The organism is Stenotrophomonas sp. S41, from assembly GCF_016624625.1.
Lineage (GTDB): Bacteria > Pseudomonadota > Gammaproteobacteria > Xanthomonadales > Xanthomonadaceae > Stenotrophomonas.
In genome coordinates this window covers 1-22,600 of record NZ_JACVTV010000047.1, presented here as the reverse complement: position 1 = coordinate 22,600, position 22,600 = coordinate 1, and the positions used below count along the sequence as shown (strand labels likewise).

The following is a 22,600-nucleotide window of genomic DNA, read 5'->3' as shown; positions in this document are numbered from 1 at the left end:
CAAGCATGCGTACGCTGTATCCCGCCATCACCCCCTACGACGTCGGCACCCTGAAGGTCGATGACCGCCACACGCTGTACTTCGAACAGTGCGGCAACCCGGACGGCAAGCCGGTGGTGATGCTGCACGGTGGTCCGGGCGGCGGCTGCAGCGACAAGATGCGCCAGTTCCACGATCCGTCGAAGTACCGCATCATCCTGTTCGACCAGCGCGGCGCCGGCCGTTCCACCCCGCATGCCGACCTGGTCGACAACACCACCTGGGACCTCGTTGCCGATATCGAGAAGCTGCGCGAACACCTGAAGGTGGACCGCTGGCAGGTGTTCGGCGGCAGCTGGGGTTCGACCCTGGCCCTGGCCTATGCCGAAACCCATCCGCAGCGCGTGACCGAGCTGGTCCTGCGCGGCATCTTCATGCTGCGCCGCTGGGAACTGGAGTGGTTCTACCAGGAAGGCGCCAACCGCCTGTTCCCGGATGCGTGGGAGCATTACCTGAAGCCGATCCCGGCCGTGGAGCGCCACGACCTGATCTCGGCCTTCCACCGCCGCCTGACCAGCGAAGACGAAACCACGCGCCTGGAAGCGGCCAAGGCCTGGGCGGTGTGGGAAGGCGCGACCAGCTTCCTGCATGTCGATGATGACTTCATCAACAGCCACGAAGACCCGCATTTCGCGCTGGCCTTTGCCCGCATCGAGAACCACTACTTCGTCAACGGCGGTTTCTTCGAAGTGGAAGACCAGCTGCTGCGCGACGCGCACCGCATTGCCGATATCCCGGGCGTGATCGTGCACGGCCGCTACGACGTGGTGTGCCCGCTGGCCAACGCCTGGGACCTGACCAAGGTCTGGTCGAAGGCCAAGCTCGAGATCACCCCGGCCTCGGGTCACTCGGCGTTCGAAGCGGAGAACGTGGACGCGCTGGTGCGCGCCACCGACAGCTTCGCCTGATGCCCACGGGGTCGGATCCCTTTCCCACGGAAAGGGCTCTGACCCTGGTTCGGAACCCCATCCACGCACGGCGTGGATCTACCGCACCCGGTAGTGCCGGCCGCTGGCCGGCAAGGGGTCGGATCCCTTTCCCGCGGAAAGGGCTCTGACCCCGGTTCGACCGCGTAACCGAACCCCATCCACGCGCGGCGTGGATCTACCAGTCGCCGGCCAGCAGCGCGTCGGCCAGCACTTGCAGCTTCGGCGAATGCTGCCGCGAAGGCGGATAGATCAGCGACAGCTCGCGGCTGCGGCCTTCAAACCGCTGCAGCACGCGCTGCAGGCGACCGTCGGCCAGTGCATCTGCCACCGCGAAATCCATCACCTGCACGATGCCGATGCCGGCGATGGCCGCTTCCACCAGCGGATCGCCGCTGTCGAACACCATCCGCGTCGGCGGGGTGAAGTCGCACAGCGGGCCGTCCTGCCGGAACTGCCAGTCCACCACGCGTCCGCTGCGCAGGTTGCGTACCGCCAGGCAGGCATGGTTGTGCAGCGCGGCGATATCCCCCGGCGTACCGCAACGCGCCAGGTAGGCCGGGCTGGCCACGGTCACCCAGCGCAGCGGCCGCAGCGGCCGCGCCACGATGCGCTGGTCGGCAATCACACCGGTGCGCAGCGCGGCATCGAAGCCTTCCTCGACCAGATCGACCAGGCGATCACTGAGCACTGCGTCCACCTGCAGCTGCGGGTGCTGCTGCAGCAACGGGCCCAGCAGCGGCACCAGCACCTTGCGCCCGAACATCGACGGCGCGCTGATCTTCAGCGTGCCCGACGGCGTGCACGGACGGTCAGCCAGCTGCCGCTCGGCATCCTCGAGGCCGCACAGCAGCGGCGCCACCTGGTCGACGAACTGGCGCCCATCCGGGGTCAGCGCCACGTTGCGGGTGTTCCGCTGCAGCAGCTTCACCCCCAGTGTGGCCTCCAGCCGGCCGATGGCGCGCGACAGCCCGGACTGGCTCAGGCCCAGCTGCCCGGCAGCGACGGTGAAGCTGCGTGCCTCGGCCACCTGCACCAGCATGCGCACGGCATTGAGGTCCAACGAGGATCCATTCATGCCGAAAATCATGACAGATATGGTCAGGCAGGGGTTTATTGATGACGCCGCATCAATGAGACTGCGTTCCCCCACCGATCCACCGCCGCCGATGCCCCCTCTCAAGTACCCGCGCTGGGCGCTGACCCTGCTGGCCACCGCCCAGCTGATCATCGCCCTGGACGCCACCATCATCTTCGTCGCCCTGCATGACATGGGCCGCGCGCTGCAGATCAACGCGCAGCAGTTGCAGTGGGTGGTCAGTGCCTACACCGTGGCCTTCGGTGGCAGTCTGCTGCTGGGCGGACGCGCCGCCGACCTGATCGGGCGCCGCCGCTTCTACCGGCTGGGCATGCTGCTGTTCGCGCTGGCCTCGCTGCTGGGCGCGCTGGCGCCGAACGCCACGCTGCTGATCATCGCGCGCGCGGCGCAGGGCATCGGTGCCGCACTGCTGTTCCCGGCCACGCTGGCGCTGATCAACACGCTGTACGCCGAGGGCCCCGTGCGCAACCGCGCGCTGGCGATCTGGAGCATGGCCAGCGCGGTCGGCCTGGCGCTGGGCACCCTGCTCGGCGGCGTGCTGACCCAGGCGTTCGGCTGGCCGGCCGTGCTGGCGGTGATCGTGCCGCTGGCCACCGCCTGCGCCGTTGCCGCCGGTGCGTGGCTGCCGGCCGATGGTCCGCGCGCGCAGGGTCGCTCGTTCGATCTGGCCGGCTGCATCACCGTCACCCTCGGCGGCAGCCTGCTGGTGACCACCCTGGTGCAGGGGCCGGAGTGGGGCTGGACCGCGCCGGCCACGCTGGGCTGCCTGCTGCTGTCGGTGCTGCTGCTGGTGGCCTTCGTGCAGATCGAACAGCGCAGCCGCGACCCGCTGATGCAGTTCGCGCTGCTGCGCCTGCCCGGCCTGCGCGCCGCGCTCGGCCTCACCTTCGCCTTCATGAGCAGCTACGGCGTGCAGTACTACTTCATGGCGCTGTATTTCCAGGATGGCTACGGCTGGAGTCCGCTGCAGGCCGGCCTGGCCTTCCTGCCGGCGACGGCGGTGTGCACGGTCGGCATCCAGCTGGCCGAGTGGGCATTGAAGCGCTGGAGTGCACGCAAGGTGCTGGTGCTCGGCCAGCTGGCCGGCGCCGTCGGCATCGCCTGGATCGCAGCAACACTCCCGCACGCCTCGAACTTCTGGCCGCTGCTGCCGGGCGTGGTGGTGCTGAGCATCGGCCAGGGCATGACCTGGACCTCGATGTGGATCGTGGCCGGGCAGGGCGTGCCGGCCGCGCAGCAGGGTGTCGCATCTGGCATGGCGGCAACCGCGCAGCAGATCGGTGGGGCCCTGGGGCTTGCGGTGCTGGTGATGGTGGCCAATGCCGGCGCCGGCGTTGCAGGCTCGCCCAGTGCGCTGGCCGGGCTGGTGCGTGCCGAGTACGGCGCCGCGCTGTTCGCCCTGTTCGGCGTGATCATCGCGCTGGGCCTGCGCCCGGCACCGGTAGACTGCGGATCCCTCGATGGCCAGGCCAACAACGCATGATCGAACTGCTGGACCTGCAACAGACCCTGCACGCGTTTGCCGCCTGCAACGACGACCATGGCGTGTACGCGTCCTTCGGCTGGGTGCATGCCACCGACGGTGACCTGCTGCAGGCGCGGTTCTGGTTGCCGCCCGACGAGGAGACCGCGTTCGACGATGACAGCGAGGTGCCGGCCGAGGCGCGCGCGCTGGGCCTGTCCACCTACCTGGAGCCGGCCACGTTCGCCGACGTGCTCGACGTGCAGAAGCGGCAGCGCCCGTTGTCCACGCTGGCCGCGTACGCGCAGGCGCTGGCGTACTACCACGAGTACGACGCGTTCCAGCAGATCGAAGGCATCGACGAGGCACTGGGTGAGGCCACGGCCGCAGACCAGGCCGCCGCGCGCGATGCCGGCGTAGGCGCGGGCATCTTTGCCTCGTTCGATCTGCAGCTGCTGGCATGTGTGGACGAACAGCTGAAGGCCACCGCGCAGGCCGTGGCGCACCTGCACGAGGTGTCGGTGGGTGAATCGCTGGCACGCTGCCGTGCGTTGCCGTTGCTGCTGGGCGAAGCCCTGGATCGCAACCGCGCGCAGGCCATCAAGGATCAGTTCGAAGCGATCGGCGCGACCGTACAGGTGTACGGGTTCAAGTCGTTCCCGTGGATGGACGCGCCCGTATTGCGTTGATGACGATTACCCGGCCGCCAGCAACGCCGGCTGCAACGCGCTGAAGATCCGCGCCAACCGTTCCGCCCAGGCCTGCTGCCCGGCCACATCGGCAATCAGGTCCTGGCGGATCTCCAGCTCCACATGCACCAGGCCACGGCCTTCGCCATGCACCGGCACCGCGTAGTCGCTGGTGCTGCTTACCGAATACGGTTCGTTGTCGCCCACCACCAGGTCGCCTTCATCGTGCAGCGCCTGCAGCAGTGCCTGGGCGAAGCGCGTGTCCCGGTGGTACAGCACGCCGGCGTGCCACGGCCGCGCCGCGCCGTTCATCGCCGGGGTGAAGCTGTGCATCATCACCAGCAGGGTGGGGCGGCCGGCATCGCGGCGTGCATCCAGTTCGGCGCCGATGCGTGCGTGATACGGCGCGTGGATGGCATCGATGCGCTGCTGCCGCTGTGCCGCCGACAGCCCGGCATTGCCCGGCACCACGGTGTGGTCGCTCACTTCCGGGATCAGCGTGGGCGAGGCCAGCGGCCGGTTGCAGTCGATCAGCAACCGCGAATAGGTCTGTTCGATGGCCCAGGCATCCAGCAGCCCGGCCAGTGCGCGGGTGGTGCCGGCGATGCCGATGTCCCAGCCGATGTGGCGGTCCAGCTCGGCCTGCGCCAGGCCCAGGCCATGCAGCGCGCGCGGGATCTGCTGGCCGGCGTGGTCGGCCAGCAGCAGGAAGGGAGATGCACCCTGCGCACGGTGGATCGTGTAGATCGCGGGATCGTCGGCACCGAGCAGGGCCGGCGCCACGTGCAGGTCGGCATCAGCCACGCGGGCGTCCATCCAGGTGGTGCTCGATCATCCACAGGCCGGCCCAGAGCTTGGCGTCCAGCGCGTAGCCTTCGCCCATCTTCTGCACCAGCCAGGCGGCGGCCTGCGCGCGCGGAATCTCGTGCACGGTGATGTCTTCGCTGTCATCGCCGCCGCCCTCGCCGATGCGGCGCAGGCCGGTGGCACGGACGAAGGCGATCTGCTCGCTGCTGGCGCCGGAGGACGTCGGGCCGATCATCAGCACTTCGGCGTGCTCGGCGGTCCAGCCGGTTTCTTCTTCCAGCTCGCGCACGGCCGACGCTTCAATCGACTCGCCCGCCGTGATGTCGCCGACCAGGCCGGCCGGCATCTCGATGGTGGCCGACTGCAGCGGCACGCGGAACTGTTCGACGAACACCACCTTGTCCTCGGGGGTGACCGCGATGATGATCGCCGCCAGGCCACCGGCATGGGTGCGTTCGCTGTATTCCCACGTGCCGCGCACGACCATGCGCTGGTACTTGCCTTCGTAGACGACGCGCGGGGCTTCGGTGTTTCTCTGGCTCATGCGGGCTCGCTGGAGGAGGGGAGGGAATGGTCGGGACCGGCCGCGGTGGCCGAACCGGGATCGTTGACGCCTGCGGCGCTGAACAGGCGCCGGCGGGTGAGAGGGCCGAAGCGCAGCGCCTGGCACAGGCCGCCCAGCAGCTCCGGGTCCGCCGCCTGGCGCAGCAGGCCCGGCTGGCAACCTTCCAGCGGCGCGTCCAGCGCGATGGTGGTCAGCTGCCGCCAGAGCTGGGCGTGGTCGCGCTGCTCGCGCAGGCGCACGGCCATCTGTGCGGCGCCGCGCAGGCGCAGGAACGGCACTTCGTCCAGGCGTTCGTACAGCGCGTCCATGCTGCCGAAGTGGGCCAGCAGTACCGCCGCCGACTTGGCGCCGACACCGCTGATCCCGGGAATGTTGTCCACCGCATCGCCACACAGCGCCAGGTAATCGGCGATCTGGTGCGCGTGCACGCCGTGCCGCGCCTTCACCCCGGCCACGTCCCAGCGCTGGTTGCGTGCGTAGTCCCACTGTTCGTCGTGGTCCAGCAGCAGCTGCGACAGGTCCTTGTCGGCGGAAATGATCAGGCCGCGATGGCTGTGCCGGTGCTGGTGCAGTGCGCTGCCGATCAGGTCGTCGGCCTCGTAGTCATGGTGGGCCAGCACCACCAGGCCCAGCGCCGCGCACAGCGCCTTGCAGTGCACGAACTGGCGCTTCAGCGCTTCCGGCGCCGGGTCGCGGTTGGCCTTGTAGGCCGCATACAGGCGGTGGCGGAAGCCGCTGTCCAGCGCTTCGTCGAAGGCGATGGCGATGTGCCGGGGGCGCTCGCGCTCGAGCAGGTCCAGCAGGAAGCGGGCGAACCCGTGCACCGCATTGGTCGGCCAGCCCTGGCTGTCCTGGAACTCGTCCGGCAGCGAATGCCAGGCACGGAACACATAGATGCTGGCATCCACCAGGTACAGCGGTGGCGGCAGCGGCACGGCATTCACGGCGCTCACTGGCCGGTCCAGTCCTGCAGCAGGGCCGCGGCGTCCGGCCGCTCGCGCTCGGGCACGTCGGCCTTGGGGGTGCCGATATGGATGAAGCCGGCGATGCCTTCGCCCTCGGCCAGGCCCAGGTGGGCATGCACGGCGGGGTCGAAGGCCATCCACGCGGTCAGCCACTGCGCGCCGAAGCCCAGTGCCTGGGCGGCCTGCAGCAGGGCGAAGCAGACACAGCCGGCGGTCATCAGCTGCTCCTGCTCGGGCACCTTGGCGTCCGGGCGCGGGCTGGCCACCACCACGATCACCACCGGGGCGTGGCTGAAGCGCTGGCGGTCCTTTTCGAATACCGCCTCGCCGGCCTGCGGATCGCGCTGGCGGCTGCGTTCGACCAGTAAATCCCCCAGGGTGTGACGGGCATCGCCGGCAATCTTCAGGAAACGGAACGGGACGCGCTTGCCGTGGTCGGGCACGCGGACGGCCGACTGCAGCATGCGCAGCAGGGTGGCCGGGTCCGGGCCGGGCTCGCCCAGCTGCCGCGAGGGCACCGAACGGCGGGCGTCGAGGGCGAGCAGGGCTGCGGGGTCGGGCATGGAGTCTGAACCGGTCATCACGGGCTGAAGATTATAGTCGGGGCAGTTGGTGACGCTGCCTGCGTCGTGTTTGCCCTTTCAATATCAAACTGTGATGAACGTCATGCCACTGCCGGGCATCCGGCGAGCCCTTCCCCTCGCCTCGCAGGTCCCGCACGGCTTAGGATATCCGTCTTGCCGGGCCGCCGGTCGTGAGGTTTGAAGTGAGGACTGTTTCACTGTCCGTGACGGGCTGGCCGGCCTACCATCGACGATCCGGTACATGGGGTGTACCGGTCGTCGCGATGTCCATCATGTCTGTCGTATCAGAGAAGGTGGGGAGCCTTCCCGAATGATGAGTGCGCCCACTCAGATGGGATCGTCGGGTCGTGACCCGGACCAGCTCCAGCGTGCGCGGGACGCTGTCCTGCCCGCGCTGGGCCAGGCTTTCGGCGCGGCGCTGGCGCGGTTTGACGATGCCCTGTTCGATCGAGCCGGCAATGCCGGCTCGTCGCAGTTGCTGTTCCTGGATGCCATGCGCGAACTGCGCCGGCGCCGGGACGAGATCACCGCGGCCTTTGCCGCCCACCTGGACCAGGCCTGGGCCGCGCTGGCCGACGGCCATCCGCTGTCCGCCGAAGCCACCCTCTCCGGGCCGGCCGAGGAAAGCCTGAGCCTCATTCCCGAGCATGTCCTGGAATCGCGGCTGGCGGTGCGCAACTTCGCCACCGTGCTGCTGCGCAATTTCAAGCCGGTGCTGGCCCGCCTCGATCGCCGCCTCGGCTGGCTGGTCGGCGGTCTGGAGCTGGACGCCGACCTCGATCCGATCAGCCCCGAGCACCTGGGCGTGGCCATCCACCAGGCCTTTGCCGGCTGCGAGCTGGCCCCGGAAGTGCACCTGGTGCTGATCAAGCTGTGCGAGCGCGACATGCGCTCGCCGGTGGGCCGCATCTACGAGAAGCTGGACGAGCAGTTGGCGGCTGCCGGTGTGATGCCGCAGATGGGCGCCCCGCGGCGACCGCTGTCGGCGGCCCCGCCACCGCAGGCCCCACACGGGCTGGACGACCTGGTCGAGCAGCGCCAGACGTCGGGCTTCGAGACCGATTTCAGTGACGAGGAGCAGGCCGCACCGGCCTGGGCGCAGCGGTTTGCCGCGCGCTGGTCCGAGCGTCGCGGCCACATGCAGCAGCTGCCCGGCGAACATGGCATGCCCGGCGGCGCGCCGGCCGGGTCGGCCGGGTCGGGCGAAGCCTATCCTGGCCAGCAGGGCATGCTGCTGGAGGCGCTGCACGAACTGCTGCAGCAGACCCGGCATGTCCGCGAGGACGCCACGTCGGCCGCGCAGGTGGCGGTGGGCCAGCATCGCCCGCTCAGCCAGCGCGAGATGATGTCGGTGCTGTCGCTGCTGCAGGCCACGCCCAGCGCGACCCTGCGCGCGGCCATCGGCGAGGACGGTGAATCGCTGGCGCAGCGGCTGAAGAGCGAAGTGCTGTCCAACGCCACCCGCCTCGGCGTGGACCCCGGCCAGACCCGGCTGGACCCGCAGGACGAGGATGCGATCGACCTGGTCGGCATGCTGTTCGACGTGATGCTGGACGAACGCGAACTGGAAGGCCGCTCGCGCGAGCTGATCGGCCGCCTGGTGGTGCCCTTCGTCAAGGTCGCCATGCTCGACCGCCGCATGTTCGTGCAGAAGACCCATCCGGCCCGCAAGCTGCTCAATTCGCTGGCCGAGGCCTGCGAAGGCAACACCGGCGAAAGCCAGGCCGAGCGCATGCTGATGGCCAAGGTCGAGGAGATCATCGAGCGCCTGGTCGCCGAGTTCAACGAGAACCTGGCGATCTTCCTCACCCTGGAAGAAGAATTCCGCGATTTCCTGCTGCAGCATCGCCGCCGCGTGGAAATCGCCGAGCGCCGCGCCGCCGAAACGCAGCGTGGCCAGGAAAAGCTGGAGATGGCCCGCAACCGCGCCGGTGCCGAACTGGACCGCCGCATCGGTGATGCCACCCTGCCGCCGGCGATCGCCGAGTTCCTGCGCCAGCCGTGGCAGCACCACCTGACCCTGGCGCTGCTGCGCGAGGGCGAGGACGGCGCGTCGGTGGCCGAGGCACTCAGCCTGGGCGATGGCCTGCTGGAGGAAGTGGCCGAGGCACGCCGGCACATCATCGGCAAGCCGTGGCTGCAGGCCTGGCAGCCGGTGCTGGCCAAGGTGTTCGCCAGTGTCGGCGTGCACGGTGATGCGGCCTCGGCCGCCATCGATGCGCTGCACGGCACCCTGCAGGGCATTGCCGAATCGCGGCCGGAACTGCAGCGCGCGCTGCCGGAACTGCCGCAGGTCGCGCTGCCGACCGCGCCGGTGCCCGAAGCCAGCGCCGTGGAGCTGGCCGGGCAGGTCGATACCGATGATTTCGACAATGCCGACGCCGATCGCTTCCGTCGCATGGAAATCGGCAACTGGCTGGACTTCGTCGACAAGGACGGCAAGGTCCAGGCCGGCAAGCTGTCCTGGATCAGCCCGATCTCCGCGCGCCTGCTGTTCGTCAACCGCCGCGGCGTGCGCTTCTGCGTGGCCTCGCCGGAAGAACTGGCGGTGATGGTGCGGCTGGGCCGCCTGCGCGCCCACGTCGACGACGGCGCCTTCGACAGCGCCATGCAGGGCGTGATCGACCGCCTGGACCCGGGCAGCGCCACCCTGCACTGAGGGGTGGCCGCCTGCTAGGATCGGGAAAACTCACCGATCAGCGGGGACCTGCATGGCCGTGGCGTTGCTGGGGATGAAGGAGACCGCGCCGGGCGAACGGCGCGTGGCACTGACGCCGGAAACGGCGCGCAAGCTTGGGGCCTTGGGCATCACCGTCTGGTACGAAGCCGGCGCCGGACTGGCCGCGGGCTTCCCTGATGCCGCCTATGACGATGCCGGCGCGCGCGCCTTCGACGCCGGCCGCTGGAGCGAGATCGACATCCTGCTGTGCGTGCAGGCGCCACCGGCGGCGGTGCTGGCCCAGCTCAAGCCGGGCGCCAGCGTGGTCGGCCTGCTCACTCCGGCCAGCGACCCATCGCTGGCGGCGCTGGCCGGCGATGACCGCCTGCTGTTGTTCCCGCTGCAGCAGCTGCCGCGCACCACGCGTGCGCAGGCCATGGACGTGCTCAGTTCGCAGGCCGGCATGGCCGGCTACAAGGCCGCGCTGATCGCCGCCGAGCGCGCGCCGCGCTTCTTCCCGATGCTGACCACGGCGGCCGGTACCGTGCGCCCGGCCAAGGTGCTGGTGATCGGTGCCGGCGTGGCCGGCCTGCAGGCGATCGCCACCGTGCGCCGTCTCGGCGCGCAGGTGGAAGGCTTCGACGTGCGCCCGGAAACCCGTGAACAGATCCAGTCGCTGGGTGCGCGCTTCCTCGACCTGGGGGTGAGCGCGGCGGGCGAGGGCGGCTATGCGCGCGCGTTGACCGACGAGGAGCGCGCCGAGCAGCAGCGCCGGCTGGCCGACCATCTGCGCAGCGTGGACGTGGTGATCTGCACCGCGGCCGTGCCGGGCCGGGCAGCACCCACCATCGTCACCGCGGCGATGGTCGAGGGCATGGCGGTGGGCAGCGTGATCGTCGATCTGGCCGCCGAGAGCGGCGGCAACTGCGCGCTGACCCAGCCGGGCCAGTGCATCGACCACCAGGGCGTGGCCATCGATGGCCCGCTGAACCTGGCCAGCCGCGGCGCCACCCAGGCCAGCGAGATGTACGCGCGCAACCTGCTGAACTTCGTCACCCTGTTCGCGCAGGGCGGGCAGCTGGGCTTCGACTGGGAAGACGAACTGCTGGCGAAGACGCGCTGGCAGGCGTGAAGCGGTAGCGCCGGGCCATGCCCGGCGAGCGCAGCGGCCCGCACAGGATCCGCCGGGCATGGCCCGGCGCTACCCATTTACCGCGCCTTCGCCGGCGGCGGATTCTCCCGCACCCATTCCTTGCGCTGTTCCGGCGTCATGTCCGTCCAGCGCTCGCGCAGCGCATCGCGCTGGGCCGGGCTCAGCGTGCGCATCTGGCCGAACAGCGCGCGCGCCTGCTCTCGCTGTTCCGGGCTCATGTGCTCGAAGCGGCGCAGGCCGCGGCGGGCCTTGTCGCGTTCTTCCGGGCTCATCGACTGCCAGCGCTGGCCGTGCGAGAGCATGCGCTGGCGCTGGCCGGCATCGGCGCCGTTCCAGCGGTCACGCAGCGGCGCCAGCAGCGCTTCGCGCTGGGCCGGATTGAGCTGCTCCCAGTTCGGCAGCGCGGCGCTCGCGGCGGGCGCAGGTGCAGGCGCGGTCGTCTGTGCCAGCAGTGGCGCGGCCGGCAGCAGGGTCAGGGCGAACAGCAGGGGCAGGGTGGGGCGTCGCAGCATGGTTCTCACTCCATCGCCAGGTCGGTGTCGCCCAGCCACAGGTACATGTCGGGATTCTCGTCGTACAGCGCGCTGTTGTCTTCCACCGCGGCCACCGTCGGTGCCGGTGCCGGGCCGGTGTGCGTGCCCGGGCCGGTGAACTGCACGCCGATGCCCAGCGCCATCACCAGCGAACAGGCACTGGCCAGCCACCAGCGCCAGCGCCCCCGGTGCGCCGCGTGGGCGCCGTGGCGGGCGTGGCGCAGGCGCGCCAGGGTGGCCGGCGACAGCGACTGCAGCGACTGCGCGTGCAGGCTGCGCAGGGCGTCATCGGAGGGCAGAGAGCGGTTCACGGGTGGTTCTCCAGGTAATCCTGCAGCGCCTGTCGGGCGCGTGCCAGATGGGTCTTTACCGCGCCTTCGCTGCAGCCCATGGCGGCGGCAGTGGTGGCCCCGTCCAGGTCCTGCAGCACGCGCAGGGTGAAGGCTTCGCGCTGGCGGGCGGGCAGGGTGCGCAGCGCCTGCACCAGCTGCTGGTACTGCTGGCGCTGCTCATGCGCCTGCGCCGGGTCCGGGCCGGGGTCGGCCCAGTCGATGTCGGCACCGTCGGCATCGTGGTTGTCGCGCCAGAACGGCAGGCGGAAGCGGCGCCGGCGCTGCAGGTCGATCACCCGCCGGCGCAGGATGCTCCAGAACAGCGGCGCCCATTCGGCGGCCGGCTTGTCGGCGTAGTCCAGCATGCGCAGCAGGGCGTCCTGCACCGCGTCCAGCGCATCCTCGCGCTGGCGCAGGCCGGCCTCGGCGAAGCGGAAGGCGCGCGGGCCGACGCTGGCCAGGAACGCGTCCAGCGATGCCGGCAGGGCATCGGCGTCGGCGGTCGGGGGGAGGGGGCTGCTCACCAGCACAGGGTACGGTTCCTCGCTCGGGGTCACCATCGACAACGCGTGAGCGCGGCTTTGGTTGACCGGAGTACGCGTCGGGTTCAGCCCGTGGTTATGATGGGGCGACGAAGACAGAGCGGGAGGCGTTGCCGATGAGTGACGGGTTCGTGGCGCTGTACATCTTCATGCTGGCCGCAATCGCGGGCCACGTGATCATTTCGCGGGTGCCGGTCATCCTGCATACCCCGCTGATGTCGGGTTCCAACTTCATCCACGGCATCGTGCTGATCGGCGCGATGGTGGTGCTGGGCCACGCGCAGACACCGCTGGAGAAGGCCCTGGGCTTCCTCGCCGTGGTGCTGGGTGCCGGCAATGCCGCCGGTGGCTACGTGGTCACCGCGCGCATGCTGGAAATGTTCAAGCCGAGCGCACCCAAGGGTGGCAAGGACGAACCGAAGGAGCCGCAGGCTTGAACATCAGCACCGTCGAACTGCTCGATTGGCTGGTCAAGGCCAGCTACCTGGTGGCCGCCACCCTGTTCCTGCTCGGCCTGCAGCGCATGGCCTCGCCGCTGACCGCGCGCAGCGGCATCCGCTGGGCCGGGCTGGGCATGCTGCTGGCCACGGTGGCCACCTTCTTCCTGCCCGAACTGCACAACGTGCCGCTGATCCTGGTGGCCCTGCTGCTCGGCGCCGGCCTGGCCTGGTGGTCGGCCGGCAAGGTCGCCATCACCGACATGCCGCAGATGGTGGCGCTCTACAACGGCATGGGCGGTGGCTCGGCCGCGGCCATCGGCGCGGTGGAACTGCTGCGCTATGCCTTCCTGGCCAACCGCGATACCAGCCACTGGAGCGCACAGGCGCTGGCCGACCTGGCCGCGCGCCAGCCCTCGGCCACCATGCTGCTGCTGGCGGTGGTCGGCGCGGCCATCGGCGCGGTGTCGCTGTCCGGTTCGGTCATCGCCTGGGCCAAGCTCGACGGTCGCCTGGACAAGCGCGTCACCTGGCCCGGCCAGCAGGCGCTGAACCTGCTGGTGGCGCTGGCCGTGGTGGTGCTGGCGATCATCGCTGCCAGCACGCTCAGCACCTGGTCCATCGTTGCTTTCTTCGTGCTGGCGCTGGCCTTGGGCGTGCTGATGACCCTGCCCATCGGCGGCGCCGACATGCCGGTGGTGATCTCGCTGTACAACGCGTTCACCGGCCTGGCGGTGTCCTTCGAAGGCTACGTGCTGGGCAACGAGGCGCTGATCATCGCCGGCATGATGGTCGGCGCGGCCGGCATCCTGCTGACGCGGCTGATGGCCAAGGCGATGAACCGGCCGATCAGCAACGTGCTGTTCTCCAACTTCGGCGCTGGCGCCGGTGGCGAAGCGCAGGCGATCACTGGCTCGCAGAAGCCGATCGAAGCGGCCGACGTGGCGGCGATGATGGCCTTCGCCGAGCGCGTGGTGATCGTGCCCGGCTACGGCATGGCCGTGGCCCAGGCCCAGCACAAAATCTGGGAACTGGCGCAGCGGCTGGGCCAGCGCGGGGTGAAGGTGAAGTTCGCCATCCACCCCGTGGCCGGGCGCATGCCCGGGCACATGAACGTGCTGCTGGCCGAAGCGGGCGTGCCCTACGACCTGATCGCCGACATGGACGACATCAACCCCGAATTCGCCAACACCGACGTGGTGCTGGTGATCGGTGCCAACGACGTGGTCAACCCGGTGGCACGCACCGACCCGGCCAGCCCGATCTACGGCATGCCGGTGCTGGACGTGGTCAACGCCCGCAACGTGGTGGTGATCAAGCGCGGCAAGGGCACCGGCTTTGCCGGCATCGAGAATGCGCTGTTCTACGCCGACAACACCCGCATGCTGTACGGCGATGGCGCCGAAGCCGCAGCGTCGCTGGTGAGCGAACTGAAGGCGCTCGACGGCGGGCATTGAGGCTGTACCGGTAGCGCCGGGCCATGCCCGGCGGCTTTCTGCGTCGGCCGCTGCGCTCGCCGGGCATGGCCCGCCGCTACCGGCACCCGTGTGAATCAGCGCGCCAGCCAGGCACCGACGACCACGGCCAGCGCCAGCCAGATCCATTCAACCGCGCCGTTGGCCAGGCTGGTCAGGGTCCACGCCAGGTGCGGGCCCATCCGCAGGGCGGCATCCATCGGGTTCAGGCCGATCGAGCCGCCCATCCAGGCGCTGGCGATGCACCAGTAGGCCAGCGCGCTCACCAGCACCGTGCCCAGCACCACCAGCGCGATGCGCAGGCGGCCCGGGCCCAGCGTGCCCAGGCGCAGCATGAACGTGAGTTCCAGGGCGGTCAGTACCGCCATCCAGCCGACCTGGCGGCCGGTCATCAGGGCCAGCAGCACCCAGACCATCGGGGCGACAACCAGACCCAGCAGCAGCATGAAGGGCCAAAGCCAGGTGACGGTCCTGGCACGCGCGGCATTGGAGGACATCGAAGCTTCCTGAAGGACACCCACAGGATACTGTGGTTTGTCGCAGTGCACCGGCGGGGGCAGGGCGGCTGGGCTAGAATGCCGTCTTGCGTGGCTTCGGCCGCGGCCCCATATCGGTCCCCATGTATTCCCGTAGCAGCGAACCTGTCCACTTCGAACGCGATTGCGAGGCCGTGATGGTCCCGCAGGGCGACACCGTGACCCTGCCCGCCGGCAGCTATGGCTATATCACCCAGGCATTGGGCGGCAGCTATTCGGTGTTCGTCGAAGGCAACCTGTTCCGCATCGCCGGCAAGGACGGCGACGCCATCGGCAAGGAGGCCCCGGCGCCGCTGGAACTGCCCGCCGATGCCACCGATGAACAGGTGGAACAGCTGGTGTGGCAGCAGCTGCGCACCTGCTTCGACCCGGAAATTCCGGTCAACATCGTCGAACTGGGCCTGGTCTATGAAGTCGAGATCAAGCACCTGGACGAGGGCCAGCGCGAGATCGACGTGAAGATGACCCTGACCGCACCGGGCTGCGGCATGGGCGACATCCTCGTCGACGACGTGCGCAGCAAGCTCGAGATGGTCCCGACCGTGGCCCAGGCCGATGTCGAACTGGTGTTCGACCCGCCGTGGAACCAGCACATGATGTCCGAGGCCGCCCGGCTCGAAACCGGCATGCTTTGACCCACGGCCCGCCGCACGGTGGGCCCGGCACTACCCGCAACCAGAACAGGAATCCTCCGGTGTCCCAGTCCATTCCCAGCTTCGCCGTCACCCGTTCGGACCACCCGCGCAGCGCTGAAGAGCGCGCCCAGATCCTGGAGAAGCCGGGCTTCGGCCTGCACTTCACCGATCACATGGTGGAAGTGCGCTGGGACAAGGACACCGGCTGGCACAACGCCAACGTGCGTGCCTATGGCCCGCTGCAGCTGGACCCGGCCGCGGCCGTCCTGCACTACGGCCAGGAAATCTTCGAAGGCATCAAGGCTTACCGCCACGCCGACGGTTCGATCTGGACCTTCCGCCCGGATGCCAACGGCCGTCGCCTGCAGCGTTCGGCGCAGCGCCTGGCGCTGCCGGAACTGCCGGTGGAGATCTTCGTCGAATCGCTGAAGCAGCTGATCGCGCTGGACAGCGCCTGGGTGCCGTCGGCCGATGAGTCCAGCCTGTACTTCCGCCCGTTCATGATCGGCGACGAAGCCTTCCTCGGCGTGCGCGGCGCGCACAAGGCCGGCTACTACGTCATCGCCAGCCCGGCCGGCCCGTACTTCGCCAAGGGTGTCGCCCCGGTGTCGATCTGGCTGTCCACCGAATACGCGCGTGCAGCCAAGGGCGGCACCGGCGCGGCCAAGTGCGGTGGCAACTACGCCGCCTCGCTGCTGCCGCAGCAGAAGGCGCAGGCACAGGGCTGCTCGCAGGTGCTGTTCCTGGATCCGGTCGAAGGCAAGTACCTGGAAGAACTGGGCGGCATGAACGTCTTCCTGGTCTACAAGGACGGCACCCTGGTCACCCCGGAACTGTCCGGCAGCATCCTCGAGGGCATCACCCGCGAGAGCATCCTGCAGCTGGCCCGCGACCGCGGCATGAAGGTCGAAGAGCGCAAGGTCACCATCGACGAGTGGAAGAACGGCGTGGCCTCCGGTGACATCGCCGAAGTGTTCGCCTGCGGTACCGCCGCGGTGGTCACTCCGATCGGCCAGCTCAAGGGCGAAGGCTTCTCGGTGGGCGACATCAACGCCCCGGCCGGCGAAGTGACCATGTCGCTGCGCAAGGAGCTGACCGACATCCAGTACGGCCGCCAGCCGGACCGCCACAACTGGCTGGTCAAGCTGGGCTGATCGCCCGCACTGAACTGTAGAGCCGGGCCCACGCTCGGCTGCCGTACCCGGAAAGCCCGTCCCCGCGACGGGCTTTCTGCGTTTCAGCAACCATCTCCGGCAGGCTGCCTGCCGATGTCGGCAAAGACATGGGTGGACACTCAAAGTCCCGTTCATGTCTGTCGAGGTGACGTGAAAGTTCCTTCACCTTCACAAACCCTACACCCAAAACGTCTCAGATCAGACATTTCACGTTACTGAAAAGACGCTGAAAATCTTGTGGAGTCCGTTTCAGGCCATTAGCGTCAACGGTACGGCGGGTCGCAGGGGAATCCGCTGACTGACCGGACTTCGAGCCATGCGTGTACACCTCCATCGCGCGCTCGGGCCGGTGCTTCTGCCGATTCCGGCATTCACACCACTAGAAAGGGAAATTCCGATGTCCCAGGTTTCGCAACCGCGCCTGCGCAAGTCGTGGGTGGTTCTCAGTGCTTCCGTCGTCACCTCCCTGCTGCTGGCCGCCCCGGCCTTCGCTGGCGATGTCCAGCTCAGCGGGTTGAAGTCCGCGCCGGTGCACCAGCAGTTCATCGTCAAGTACAAGGACGGCAACCAGCTGGTGGCCAACACCACCGCACTGGCCTCGTCGCTGAAGACCGCCGCCGCCGGCCTGCCCAGCGCCCAGGGTCGCGCCCTCGGCCTGCAGCAGGTCCGCCGCCTGGCCACCGGTCCGAGCGTGGTGCGCTCCGACCGCGCGCTGGACCAGGCCGAATCCGAGCTGCTGATGCGCAAGCTCGCCGCCGACCCGAACGTCGAGTACGTGGAAGTCGACCAGATCATGCGCGCCACGCTGACCCCCAATGACGCCCGCCTCAGCGAGCAGTGGGGCTTCGGCACCTCCAACGCCTCGATCAACGTGCGCCCGGCCTGGGACAAGGCCACCGGCACCGGCGTGGTCGTGGCCGTCATCGATACCGGCATCACCAGCCACCCGGACCTGAACGCCAACATCCTGCCCGGCTACGACTTCATCAGCGATGCCGCGATGGCACGCGATGGCGGTGGCCGCGACAACAACCCGAACGACGAAGGTGACTGGTACGCCGCCAACGAGTGCGGCGCCGGCTACCCCGCGTCCGACTCCAGCTGGCACGGTACCCACGTGGCCGGCACCATCGCCGCGGTGACCAACAACAGCACCGGCGTGGCCGGTACTGCCTTCAACGCCAAGGTCGTGCCGGTGCGCGTGCTCGGCAAGTGCGGCGGCTACACCTCCGACATCGTCGATGCCATCACCTGGGCCTCGGGTGGCACGGTCAGCGGCGTGCCGGCCAATGCCAACCCGGCCGAGGTCATCAACATGTCGCTCGGTGGCGGCGGCACCTGTTCGACCACCTACCAGAACGCCATCAACGGCGCGGTCGGCCGTGGCACCACCGTGGTGGTGGCCGCCGGCAACGAGTCGTCCAATGTCTCCACCTCGGTACCGGCCAACTGCGCCAACGTCGTGGCGGTCGCTGCGGTGACCTCGGCCGGCGCCAAGGCCAGCTTCTCCAACTACGGCACCGGCATCGACATCTCCGCGCCGGGCGCGAACATTCTCTCGACCCTCAACACCGGCACCACGGTGCCGGCCAGCGCGACCTACGCGTCCTACAACGGCACCTCGATGGCGGCGCCGCACGTGGCCGGTGTCGTGGCGCTGATGCAGTCGGTGGCGCCCTCGCCGCTGAGCCCGGCGCAGGTGGAAAGCATCATCAAGAGCACCGCGCGTGCACTGCCGGGCGCCTGCTCGGGCGGCTGCGGTGCGGGCATCATCGACGCCGATGCGGCGGTCACCGCGGCCATCAACGGCACCGGCGGCGGCACCAACCCGGACCCAGGTGGCACGGTGCTGCAGAACAACGTCCCGGTGACCGGCCTGGGCGCGGCCAGCGGTGCTTCGCTCAGCTACACGGTACAGGTGCCGGCCGGCCGTTCACAGCTGCGCGTGGCGATCAGTGGCGGCAGCGGTGATGCCGACCTGTACGTGCGCCAGGGCAGCGCCCCGACCGACACGACCTACACCTGCCGCCCGTACCTGAGCGGCAACAACGAAACCTGCACCATCAACAACCCCGCTGCCGGCACCTGGCACGTCCGGGTGAAGGGGTACAGCACCTTCTCGGGCGTCAGCCTCAACGCCCAGTACTGAGCCCAAGTCCCTCTCCAAGGGCACGCCCCGGCTTCGGCCGGGGTGTTTTTTTTGGGGGGGGGGGACGAATGTCCGGGCGTCCGGGCGTCCGGGCGTCCGGGCTTCCGCTCTGCCCTTGACCTTGCTGGCCGCGCGCCATGACCTGTCAGGAGGGGGTGATGCCCCCGACGCAGGACCGTTGGCGCCAAGGATGGCGCCATCGAGCCCCCATGGAAGGGTTCACGGCGTGTCCTGCGTCGGGGGGATCACCCCCTCAACGCAGCAGCAACAGAAGCGCCGGATCCATCCGCGCGACAGCGCGCCGTAAGAACTCAGACCGACTCGAAGCGGTTCGCCGCCACGTTCTTGCGCACGTGCTGCGGGTCGAAGATGCGGCCGTTCATCGCGATGTACACGCCGGTCGGCAGCGACTGCACTGCACCGATCGCACAGCCAATGTTGAACTCCGCATCCGAACCACGGAAGCGGGCCGGGCTCAGCGCACCGGTCATCACGATGGTCTTGTCCGGGATCGTCGCCAGCACCTGGCCGGTCTGCACCATCGAATCGGTGCCGTGGGTGACCAGCACGTGGCGGGTCGCCTGCGCGGCGATGGTCGCGCGGATCAGCTCGCGGTCGTCATCGTTGATGTGCAGCGAATCCTTGCGCAGGATCGGAATCACGTTGAAGCGGAAGGTCACCCCCAGCTCCCGCAGGATCATGCCGATCTGCGGATCACCGATCTGGTAGTCCGACTTGTCGTCGAAGTAGATCTTGTCGATCGTGCCACCGGTGGTGACGACCAGGAGCTCTTCCATCATGTGCATGCGCGAAACCAGGACAGGTACAGCGGCGCGGGGCCGGGAACACAGATGATAAGGCCCGGCGGCCGCAGCGTCAGCGTCGCTTGCTGAAGCGGGTGCGCAGCCCCGGCAGGCTGGCGGCGAAGATCACCAGCAGGGCCAGGCCGATCTCGATCAGCGCCAGCCAGCGGGTCTCGGGGTGGCTCCAGGCGCTCATCACCCCGTGGCTGAACCAGCCCAGGGCCAGGACCGAGGCCCAGAACCCGGCCTTGCGCCAACCCAGGCGCCGGGCGATGGCCAGCGCCAGCGGCGGCGCGGTGAACACCAGCTGGGTGGCCAGCCAGTGCTTGTCATTGATGAACCAGCCTACGTACAGCGCCGCCAGCCCCAGCAGGGCGAGCAGCAGGACCGTGCGCGGCGCGGTGTTCATCGGGCCAGCCGCTGTGCGATGTCGGCCACCCGGCGGCCCAGCGCGCGGGCCAGCACGGCCTCGTCGTCGGTCGGCTGCGGGTCGTCGGCGGCACCGGCCACGTGGCTGGCGCCATACGGCGTACCGCCACTGGTGGTGTGGCTCAGCGCCGGTTCGGTGAAGGGAATGCCGACGATCAGGCAGCCGTGGTGCAGCAGCGGCACCTGCATCGACAGCAGGGTCGATTCCTGGCCGCCGTGCATCGAGGCGGTGGAGGTGAACACGCCGGCCGGCTTGCCGGCGAGGGTGCCATTGACCCACTCGGCGCCCAGCCCATCGAGGAAATGCTTGACCGGCGCGGCCATGTTGCCGAAGCGGGTGGGGCTGCCCAGCAGCACGCCCTGGCACTCGGCCAGGTCCTGCACGCTCACGTAGGGTGCGCCGTCATCGGGTACCGGCGGCTGCGCGGTCTGGGTCACCGCGGCCACCGGCGGCACCGTGCGCAGGCGCGCGGTCATGCCCGGCACCTCGCCGATGCCCCGCGCGATCTGGCGCGCCAGCCGTGCCACCGAACCGCCCCGGCTGTAGTACAGCACCAGAATCTCGCCCATCGCGTGCAGGTCTCCTCATCGTGTGGATGCCAGTATGGCTATCCTGCATCGATTCCGCATCGGGTACCCTTGCGCCGATGGAACCTCTGGATACGCTCAACCTGTGGATGGAGCGCGCGCGGGATCGCGCACGTGCCGCCAGCTTCGGCCGCTTCCTCTGGCGCCGCTTCCTCGACGACCGCCTGTTCCAGGCAGCGGCGGCGCTGGCCTACACCACCGTGTTCGCGCTGGTGCCGCTGGCGATCGTGGTATTCGGGGTGCTGTCGGCGTTCCCGGTGTTCGACCGCTGGAGCGACCAGCTCAGCGACTACGTGTTCTCCAACTTCGTGCCCAGCGCCGCACGCGCGGCCGAAGGCTACCTGCGGCAGTTCTCGGCCAGTGCCGGCCAGCTCACCGCCGCCGGCTTCATTGCCCTGGTCGTCTCGCTGCTGATCACCCTCAACAGCGTCGAGGAAACCTTCAACCAGATCTGGCGCGTGGGCAGCACACGGCCCAAGCTGACCCGCTTCCTGGTCTACTGGACCGTGCTGACCCTGGGCGCGATGCTCGCGGCCGCTTCGCTGGCGGTGTCGGCACGGGTGTTCGCGATGCCGCTGTTCGGCACCCAGGAAGGTCGCTGGCTGGCCGACATCTCGCTGCGGCTGGCACCGGTGCTGATCGAGTTCGTCTGCATCATGCTGATGTTCCGCGTGGTGCCGCACCACACGGTGAAGTGGCGGCATGCGATTCCCGGCGCGGTGCTGGCGGCGGTGCTGCTGGAACTGATCAAGTGGGGCATCGGTGCCTACCTGGGCAGCTTCCAGTCCTACCAGAAGCTCTATGGCACGGTCGCCTTCGTGCCGATCCTGCTGCTGTGGATCTACCTGTGCTGGGTGGCGGTGCTGCTGGGTGCGTCGTTGGCTTCCTCGATGGCTGCCTTCCGCTACCAGCCGGTGGAACTGCGCCTGCCGCAGGGCTTCGAGTTCTACGGCCTGCTGCGCCTGCTCGGGCGCTTCCACTACGCGCGCGGCAAGGGCCGTGGCCTGGCGGATGATGAGATCCTGCGGCTGGAGCCGATGCTGACCGATTCGCTGCTGCAGGACCTGGCCTGCAACCTGCAGGACATCGGCCTGCTGCGCCGCGACGAACGCGGCGAATGGCTGCTGGCGCGCGACCTGGACCAGGTCAGCGTGGGCGACCTCTACGAATGCACCCAGCTGCGCATCCCGGTGTCCGAGCAGCATCTGCCGTACCGCGATGACAGCCTGGGCCAGGCCGCGCTGGCCGCCCTGGACGAACTTCGCCTGCCGCTGCGCGAGCGCCTCAAGCGCCGCGTCAGCGACATCTATCCTGATTACGGAGATACCCCATGATTCGCACGCCCCTGTTGAAGGCCCTGCCGCTGGCTCTGTTGCTGGCCCTGGCCGCCTGCAAGCCCGCGCAGGAACCGGCCCCGGCCAGCAGCGCACCACCCGCCCAGGCGCCGACGCCCGCGGCTCCGGCGGCGGTAGAGGGCGCGGATGAGAATCCGGCCGAGCGCACCACCGCCGAGTTCCCGACCCTGAAGATGAAGGCCATCGACGGCAGCGACTACGACCTGGCCGCGCACCGTGGCAAGTGGGTGGTGGTGAACTTCTGGGCGACCTGGTGTGCACCGTGCCGCAAGGAGATGCCGGAGCTGTCGGCGCTGCACGCGATGCGCAGCAACATCGAAGTGGTGGGCCTGGCCTACGAGGACATCGAGACGCCGGAGATGCAGGCGTTCCTGGCCAAGCACCCGGTGACCTATCCGATCGTGGTGGTCGATCCGTTCGACCCGCCGGCCGACTTCGCGATTCCGCGCGGCCTGCCGCTGACGCACCTGATCGATCCGAATGGCAAGGTCGCGCACACGTTCCTGGGGCCGGTCACCGCCACCGACATCGAACAGCAGATCGCTGCTGCAAAGTAGGTTTTTTTGTTTGCAGGGCTTGCAGCCCTGCACCTGCTCAATGCAACGGCAACGGCAAAAGCTGGTTTCCTGAGGGTAGGCGGGGTGGGTCCGGTTGAGGGGGACG

The 22,600-nt window shown here is 69.0% G+C and carries 24 protein-coding genes; 12 read left to right on the top strand and 12 right to left on the bottom strand.

What is annotated here, in order from left to right; translation table 11 throughout:
* Positions 1–5 precede the first annotated feature (5 nt).
* Positions 6–947, top strand: coding sequence for a prolyl aminopeptidase (gene pip, locus IAE56_RS11625; protein ID WP_200752662.1), 942 nt, complete (start codon positions 6–8; stop codon positions 945–947).
* Positions 948–1,143: 196 nt separating this feature from the next.
* Here the strand turns inward: pip and IAE56_RS11620 are convergent, their stop codons facing one another.
* Complete coding sequence (locus IAE56_RS11620) at positions 1,144–2,043, bottom strand: LysR family transcriptional regulator (protein WP_234456034.1); 900 nt, start codon at positions 2,041–2,043, stop codon at positions 1,144–1,146.
* 91 nt (positions 2,044–2,134) lie between these two features.
* On the opposite strand from IAE56_RS11620, the gene IAE56_RS11615 reads away from it, so the two are divergent.
* Both IAE56_RS11615 and IAE56_RS11610 read left to right on the top strand, forming a co-directional pair.
* Positions 2,135–3,547, top strand: a complete 1,413-nt coding sequence (locus tag IAE56_RS11615) for an MFS transporter (protein ID WP_200752661.1) — start codon at positions 2,135–2,137, stop codon at positions 3,545–3,547.
* A complete protein-coding gene (locus IAE56_RS11610; protein ID WP_200752660.1) occupies positions 3,544–4,215 on the top strand; it encodes a hypothetical protein in 672 nt (223 codons plus the stop codon). Before IAE56_RS11615 ends, IAE56_RS11610 begins: the two co-directional genes overlap by 4 nt.
* A gap of 6 nt (positions 4,216–4,221) precedes the next feature.
* On the opposite strand, the gene IAE56_RS11605 is transcribed toward IAE56_RS11610, so the two are convergent.
* From IAE56_RS11605 to IAE56_RS11590, 4 genes are read right to left on the bottom strand one after another with little or no spacing between them, the layout of a single operon-like run.
* Entirely contained in the window at positions 4,222–5,019 is a 798-nt protein-coding gene (locus tag IAE56_RS11605) for an N-formylglutamate amidohydrolase (protein WP_200752659.1), read from the bottom strand.
* Positions 5,012–5,566, bottom strand: a complete 555-nt coding sequence (locus tag IAE56_RS11600; protein WP_108767820.1) for an NUDIX hydrolase — start codon at positions 5,564–5,566, stop codon at positions 5,012–5,014. The genes IAE56_RS11605 and IAE56_RS11600 overlap by 8 nt, the downstream gene beginning before the upstream one ends.
* Positions 5,563–6,552 carry a 5'-3' exonuclease H3TH domain-containing protein gene (locus IAE56_RS11595; protein ID WP_108770615.1) on the bottom strand — a complete coding sequence of 330 codons (990 nt, stop codon included), beginning with the start codon at positions 6,550–6,552 and terminating at the stop codon, positions 5,563–5,565. The genes IAE56_RS11600 and IAE56_RS11595 overlap by 4 nt, the downstream gene beginning before the upstream one ends.
* Positions 6,537–7,115: a nitroreductase gene (locus IAE56_RS11590; protein ID WP_200752658.1), complete on the bottom strand. Its 579-nt coding sequence runs from the start codon at positions 7,113–7,115 to the stop codon at positions 6,537–6,539. Before IAE56_RS11590 ends, IAE56_RS11595 begins: the two co-directional genes overlap by 16 nt.
* A gap of 331 nt (positions 7,116–7,446) precedes the next feature.
* On the opposite strand from IAE56_RS11590, the gene IAE56_RS11585 reads away from it, so the two are divergent.
* Complete coding sequence (locus IAE56_RS11585) at positions 7,447–9,795, top strand: DUF1631 domain-containing protein (protein ID WP_200752657.1); 2,349 nt, start codon at positions 7,447–7,449, stop codon at positions 9,793–9,795.
* Positions 9,796–9,847: 52 nt separating this feature from the next.
* Positions 9,848–10,927, top strand: coding sequence for an NAD(P) transhydrogenase subunit alpha (locus IAE56_RS11580; protein ID WP_200752656.1), 1,080 nt, complete (start codon positions 9,848–9,850; stop codon positions 10,925–10,927).
* A gap of 77 nt (positions 10,928–11,004) precedes the next feature.
* On the opposite strand, the gene IAE56_RS11575 is transcribed toward IAE56_RS11580, so the two are convergent.
* Genes IAE56_RS11575 through IAE56_RS11565 form a run of 3 tightly spaced genes read right to left on the bottom strand, consistent with a single transcriptional unit; the run spans position 11,005 to position 12,373 of the window.
* Complete coding sequence (locus tag IAE56_RS11575) at positions 11,005–11,460, bottom strand: DUF3106 domain-containing protein (RefSeq protein ID WP_200752655.1); 456 nt, start codon at positions 11,458–11,460, stop codon at positions 11,005–11,007.
* Positions 11,461–11,465: 5 nt separating this feature from the next.
* Complete coding sequence (locus IAE56_RS11570; RefSeq protein WP_200752654.1) at positions 11,466–11,792, bottom strand: hypothetical protein; 327 nt, start codon at positions 11,790–11,792, stop codon at positions 11,466–11,468.
* A complete protein-coding gene (locus IAE56_RS11565) occupies positions 11,789–12,373 on the bottom strand; it encodes an RNA polymerase sigma factor (RefSeq protein WP_200752653.1) in 585 nt (194 codons plus the stop codon). Before IAE56_RS11565 ends, IAE56_RS11570 begins: the two co-directional genes overlap by 4 nt.
* 98 nt (positions 12,374–12,471) lie before the next feature.
* On the opposite strand from IAE56_RS11565, the gene IAE56_RS11560 reads away from it, so the two are divergent.
* A complete protein-coding gene (locus tag IAE56_RS11560) occupies positions 12,472–12,792 on the top strand; it encodes an NAD(P) transhydrogenase subunit alpha (RefSeq protein WP_005408173.1) in 321 nt (106 codons plus the stop codon).
* Entirely contained in the window at positions 12,789–14,249 is a 1,461-nt protein-coding gene (locus IAE56_RS11555) for an NAD(P)(+) transhydrogenase (Re/Si-specific) subunit beta (RefSeq protein WP_108767826.1), read from the top strand. The genes IAE56_RS11560 and IAE56_RS11555 overlap by 4 nt, the downstream gene beginning before the upstream one ends.
* Positions 14,250–14,344: 95 nt before the next feature.
* Here IAE56_RS11555 and IAE56_RS11550 read toward each other — a convergent pair whose 3' ends face one another.
* Entirely contained in the window at positions 14,345–14,764 is a 420-nt protein-coding gene (locus IAE56_RS11550; RefSeq protein WP_200752652.1) for a hypothetical protein, read from the bottom strand.
* Positions 14,765–14,886: 122 nt separating this feature from the next.
* Between IAE56_RS11550 and sufT the strand changes: the two genes are divergently transcribed.
* From sufT to IAE56_RS11535, 3 genes are all read left to right on the top strand, one after another.
* The gene (sufT, locus tag IAE56_RS11545) at positions 14,887–15,438 is read left to right on the top strand and encodes a putative Fe-S cluster assembly protein SufT (protein WP_108767828.1); all 552 of its coding nucleotides are present in this window, start codon (positions 14,887–14,889) and stop codon (positions 15,436–15,438) included.
* A gap of 59 nt (positions 15,439–15,497) precedes the next feature.
* Positions 15,498–16,592, top strand: coding sequence for a branched-chain amino acid aminotransferase (locus IAE56_RS11540; protein ID WP_079220724.1), 1,095 nt, complete (start codon positions 15,498–15,500; stop codon positions 16,590–16,592).
* Positions 16,593–17,010: 418 nt separating this feature from the next.
* A complete protein-coding gene (locus tag IAE56_RS11535; RefSeq protein ID WP_200752651.1) occupies positions 17,011–18,762 on the top strand; it encodes a S8 family peptidase in 1,752 nt (583 codons plus the stop codon).
* Between the two features lie 311 nt (positions 18,763–19,073).
* Here IAE56_RS11535 and IAE56_RS11530 read toward each other — a convergent pair whose 3' ends face one another.
* The 3 genes from IAE56_RS11530 to wrbA form a co-directional block, all read right to left on the bottom strand.
* Complete coding sequence (locus IAE56_RS11530) at positions 19,074–19,559, bottom strand: asparaginase domain-containing protein (RefSeq protein ID WP_079220726.1); 486 nt, start codon at positions 19,557–19,559, stop codon at positions 19,074–19,076.
* Positions 19,560–19,638: 79 nt separating this feature from the next.
* Positions 19,639–19,974, bottom strand: a complete 336-nt coding sequence (locus IAE56_RS11525) for a DUF2069 domain-containing protein (RefSeq protein ID WP_200752650.1) — start codon at positions 19,972–19,974, stop codon at positions 19,639–19,641.
* Positions 19,971–20,564 carry an NAD(P)H:quinone oxidoreductase gene (wrbA, locus tag IAE56_RS11520; protein ID WP_108764144.1) on the bottom strand — a complete coding sequence of 198 codons (594 nt, stop codon included), beginning with the start codon at positions 20,562–20,564 and terminating at the stop codon, positions 19,971–19,973. The genes IAE56_RS11525 and wrbA overlap by 4 nt, the downstream gene beginning before the upstream one ends.
* Before the next feature lie 77 nt (positions 20,565–20,641).
* Here wrbA and IAE56_RS11515 point away from each other — a divergent pair, with 77 nt between their 5' ends.
* Both IAE56_RS11515 and IAE56_RS11510 read left to right on the top strand, forming a co-directional pair.
* Positions 20,642–21,916 (top strand): YihY family inner membrane protein, encoded by a 1,275-nt coding sequence (locus IAE56_RS11515; RefSeq protein ID WP_108767832.1) that lies wholly within the window; start codon positions 20,642–20,644, stop codon positions 21,914–21,916.
* Entirely contained in the window at positions 21,913–22,494 is a 582-nt protein-coding gene (locus IAE56_RS11510) for a TlpA disulfide reductase family protein (RefSeq protein ID WP_200752649.1), read from the top strand. Before IAE56_RS11515 ends, IAE56_RS11510 begins: the two co-directional genes overlap by 4 nt.
* The last annotated feature ends 106 nt before the right edge of the window (positions 22,495–22,600 follow it).